Source organism: Paenibacillus sp. OT2-17 (genome assembly GCF_009827695.1).
Lineage (GTDB): Bacteria > Bacillota > Bacilli > Paenibacillales > Paenibacillaceae > Paenibacillus > Paenibacillus polymyxa_B.
In genome coordinates this window covers 1-3,017 of sequence record NZ_WUDQ01000460.1, presented here as the reverse complement: position 1 = coordinate 3,017, position 3,017 = coordinate 1, and the positions used below count along the sequence as shown (strand labels likewise).

The 3,017-nt window shown below is 49.9% G+C and carries 2 protein-coding genes and 1 pseudogene; all 3 read left to right on the top strand.

Annotated elements, in window-relative coordinates; all coding sequences use genetic code 11:
* A partial coding sequence (locus GRP75_RS23080) for a cation-translocating P-type ATPase (RefSeq protein WP_160790475.1) occupies nt 1-1,542 on the top strand: 1,542 nt, incomplete at its 5' end.
* Between the two features lie 110 nt (nt 1,543-1,652).
* Nucleotides 1,653-2,486: a diaminopimelate epimerase gene (dapF, locus tag GRP75_RS23075; RefSeq protein ID WP_023989311.1), complete on the top strand. Its 834-nt coding sequence runs from the start codon at nt 1,653-1,655 to the stop codon at nt 2,484-2,486.
* 207 nt (nt 2,487-2,693) lie between these two features.
* Nucleotides 2,694-3,017: pseudogene (locus GRP75_RS23070) on the top strand (hypothetical protein); the annotation flags it as partial.

Sequence of the window (3,017 nt, the reverse complement as noted above, 5' to 3'; positions counted from 1 at the left end):
AAGGGTGACCCGACGGAAGGAGCACTGGTCACGTTAGCTGCCAAGGGCGGGGTCACGAGACAAGGGCTATATGAGCTGTACACAAGGGAGCGAGAATTCCCTTTTGACTCGGATCGGAAGCGAATGTCGGTACTCGTACGCCACCAGGGAGGACACATCGTCTTTGCCAAAGGTGCGCCGGATGTGCTGCTGGGTCAGTGCTCCTACATTTTATGGGAAGGAAATGTCGTTCCGTTAACGGGCACGCTGCGCCAAAAGGTACTGGCAGCTAACGAAGGAATGGCCTCAGAGGCGCTGCGTGTACTTGGTGTCGCTTACCGTGATATCCGCTCGCATGAGCGTGTCTCCACGGTTGAGGAGGCTGAAGCACAGCTGATCTTTATCGGGCTGACAGGCATGATTGATCCGCCACGTCGCGAGGTTCGCGAAGCCATTGGCAAGTGCCGTCGTGCTGGCATTCGCACTGTGATGATTACTGGAGATCACGGTACAACTGCAGAGGCCATTGCACAGCAGCTGGGCATTCTTCAGCGCGGCTCCCATGTGTTGACAGGACAGGAGTTGTCTGTGATGGATGATGCGGCGCTGGACAAAGCCGTTGATACCGTCTCTGTGTATGCACGGGTTTCGCCGGAGCACAAGCTACGGATCGTCAAGTCACTTCAAAGACGCGGACATGTCGTAGCCATGACCGGTGATGGCGTCAATGACGCTCCGGCGATAAAGGCGTCGGACATCGGTATTGCGATGGGCATTACCGGGACGGACGTGACCAAAGAAGCGGCTGCGCTTGTACTGAGTGATGATAATTTCTCAACGATTGTAGCCGCAATTGAGGAAGGACGGAATATTTACGAGAATATCCGTAAATTTATCCGTTATCTACTCGCCTCCAATGTTGGTGAGATTTTGACGATGTTCTTTGCCATGATGGCCGGGCTGCCATTACCTTTGTTACCGATCCAGATTTTATGGGTGAATCTGGTGACAGATGGCCTACCAGCGATGGCTCTGGGGGTGGACCAGCCAGAAAAGGATCTCATGGAGCACAAACCTCGTGGCGCAAAGGAAAATATTTTTGCTCGTCGACTGGGCTGGAAAATCATTAGTCGGGGCTTGTTGATTGGTTTATGTACGCTAGCGGCCTTCTGGCTGACATTACGTATTGCACCGGATGACGCAGGACAATTGATCAAAGCACAGTCCGTTGCCTTTGCTACGCTAGTCTTGGCACAGTTAATTCATGTATTTGATTGCCGCAGTTCCCGTTCTATTTTCCATCGTAATCCGTTTCAAAATAGTTATCTCGTGCTTGCCGTGCTCTCCTCCGTAGTGCTAATGCTAGTGGTTATGTACGTGCCTGTGCTGCAACCTATTTTCAAAACGGTACCGCTTGGATTGCGTGAGTGGGCGCTATCCATTGTGGCAGCCGGGATTCCCACGTTTCTGATGGGAGCGGGAAGTGTATGGGGCGGTCGACGCAACCGTCGTCGCGGCGGAAATACACACTTTTCAGCGGGACGTACGAAGTTTTCAGCCTAGAAATCGGGTCATGTATACCGCATCGCTTTCCCACTATTGCCCTGTATGATATCATGGGGATCAAAGCTTCATGAGGAACATGATATCAGCAGCAACGGCGGAGGTAAGCTATGGAATTCACAAAAATGAACGGTCTAGGTAATGATTTTATCGTTTGGTTTGGGCATCAGGATTTGCCGTCTGACGCCTCGGAATTAGCTGTTCGACTATGTGATCGACATTTTGGTATTGGTGCCGACGGGTTGGTATATATATTGCCGTCAGAAAAAGCGGATTTCTGCATGCGTATCATTAACTCGGACGGCTCGGAGGCCGAGCAATGCGGTAATGCTATCCGTTGTGCTGCTAAATACGTATATGACCGTAAGCACATCAACCGTGAACAGATCACGATCGAGACACTGGGTGCAGGGGTACAGCAGGTCGAACTAACTGTAGAGAACGGACTTGTTCGTATGGTGAAGGTGGATATGGGAGAGCCGATTCTTGAGGGTTTGAAGATTCCAACTACACTGGATCTGTCTAGCGTAATTAATGAGCCCATTGAAGCTGGCGGAAGTGGTTTTCGTTTTACGGCTGTATCTATGGGGAATCCGCACTGTGTCATTTATGTGGAGGATGCGCCAAGCTTTGATCTGGAAGCCTGGGGGTCGAAGCTGGAATGCCATCCGCTGTTCCCTAAAAAGACAAATGTTGAGTTCGCCACGGTACGTAGCCGGAAGCATATAGATATGAGAGTATGGGAGAGGGGAGCCGGACCAACGCTAGCTTGTGGAACCGGAGCCTGTGCTACACTTGTTGCTTCTGTACTAAACGGGTACAGCGACCGCCACGCCATTGTAAGCCTGAAGGGCGGCGACCTGGATATCGAATGGAGTGAGGACGACAATCACATATATATGACGGGCCCGGCTGAGATCGTGTACGAAGGTCGTCTGTTCTAAATCATGTGAACTTTAAAAATAGCGTGCAACTGGCCTATGAATCGTATAGAAGTGAGTGAAAAGAGGACCTTAGTAGGTCTTCTTTTTTTGGACTTACATGCCACTGTATACAAGGAATACGATGAACAAAGCAACATTCTGTCTTTTTTTGGCGCCTGAACGATGTATAATATAGAAAATGAGAAAACAATAAGGAGGCCGTTCATAGTGCGGAAATTTCGTTGGATTTCAGCAGTTGCAGTCCTCATATTTGTAGCCACCGCGCTTCCGGTTCAGGCGGCGACCATCCCTGCTGGCGCGGAAACGACGGACAAGCAGGTTGGCTCGCTAACTCCGACAGTGGTAAGCCGTTTAGAAAAAGCGGTGCAAGAACTCATCGGTTCAAAGACAGCATTTCAATTTGACGATGTGACAGATATGGGGAAAACTTGGATTGTAGAAGGCGAACTGGAAGATGGAACTGCTACGTTGCAGACAGAATATAATAAAGAAAAAAACAGAGTGGATTCTACAACCATACGATATAAAATA

What these genes read in the sequence shown, in the direction of transcription:
- dapF (WP_023989311.1), top strand. Translation starts at nt 1,653, where the DNA reads ATGGAATTCACAAAAATGAACGGTCTAGGTAATGATTTTATCGTTTGG.